This window comes from Mycobacterium intermedium (genome assembly GCF_002086275.1).
GTDB lineage: Bacteria > Actinomycetota > Actinomycetes > Mycobacteriales > Mycobacteriaceae > Mycobacterium > Mycobacterium intermedium.
The window spans coordinates 1-1,172 of sequence record NZ_MVHT01000246.1 but is presented as its reverse complement, the minus strand read 5'-3'; the positions used below and the strand labels follow the sequence as shown (position 1 = coordinate 1,172).

1 protein-coding gene and 1 pseudogene are annotated in these 1,172 nt (G+C 79.9%); one reads left to right on the top strand and one right to left on the bottom strand.

Going from position 1 to position 1,172, the window contains the following annotated elements; all coding sequences use genetic code 11:
• Positions 1-994 (bottom strand): annotated as a pseudogene (locus BST27_RS30460) (hypothetical protein); the annotation flags it as partial.
• Between BST27_RS30460 and BST27_RS30455 the strand changes: the two are divergent.
• Positions 983-1,172: hypothetical protein (locus tag BST27_RS30455; RefSeq protein ID WP_211285335.1), on the top strand; the 190-nt coding region annotated here is incomplete at its 3' end. The pseudogene BST27_RS30460 and the gene BST27_RS30455 overlap by 12 nt on opposite strands.

The window sequence follows — 1,172 nt, the reverse complement described above, 5'->3', positions numbered from 1 at the left end:
CCCATAACGCACCCGCGCGGGTGAATTTGGCCGACGAGTCCTTGGGTACGGCGGGCGCGGCGGGGCGGCTGGCACAGGCGGGCAGTTCGGCGGCGCGGGCAAGGTCGGTAACGGCGGCAGCGGGGGCGCCGGCGGCGACGGCGGGGCTCCCGCCGACGGCGGGGCCGGCGGAAACGGCGCCGAGGTCGCCGGGGCGGCCGGATTCGGCGGCGCCGGCGGCAAGGGCGGCGACCCGGGCGCCGGGGGCGACGGCGGGATCGGCGGCATCGCCGGTGGACCCACCGGTGTCGACGGCGCTAACGGAGCCACCGGCAGCACCGTCACCAGCGGCGGTGACGGCGGCGCCGGCGGCCAGGGCGCGCACGCCGTCAGCCCCGGCGTAAGCGGCGGCGCCGGGGGCGCGGGCGGCGACGGTGGCGCGGTCGGCAACGGCGGCAACGGGGGTAACGGCGGTAACGGCGCCGCCGGCGCGGCCGGCGCCAGCGGTGTCGATCCCGGCGAAGACGGCGAGATAGGCCAGGCCGGTGGGTCCGGCGGCGCCGGCGGCGCCGGTGGTGCGGGAGGGTCGAAGGCCGGCGACGGCGGTGACGGCGGGCATGGCGGCGCCGGAGCCGACGGTGGCGCGGGCGGGGCCGGTGCCCACGGCGAGGCTGGGATTACCGGCGTCGACGGCAACGGCACCGGCGGCCAGGCCGGTGGCGACGGCGGCGACGGCGGGGCGGGCGGCCACGGCGGGGCCGGCGGCGCGGGTGGTGCGTCCACACACGGCAATGCGGGCCTCGACGGCGATGGCGGCAATGCCGGTAACGGCGGCGCCGGCGGCGCTCCGGGCGCCGGCGGTGCCGGCGGTAATGGCGCCGAGGTCGGCGGGCTGGCCGGCTTCGGCGGAATCGGGGGCAACGGCGGCAACCCGGGCAACGGCGGAGCGGCCGGGGTCGGCGGGCTCGCCGGTGGCGCGACCGGGACCGATGGGGCCAACGGAGTGGTCGGCCACACTCCTACGAGCGGCGGTAACGGCGGCCAGGGCGGCCACGGCGCGCACGCCGTCACCGCAGGTGTCAGCGGCGGGGCCGGCGGCGCGGGCGGCAACGGCGGATCGGTCGGCAACGAGGCAATGTGGGCACAGGATGTGGCCGCGATGATCGGCTACCACGTCGAAGCTTCCACTGCCG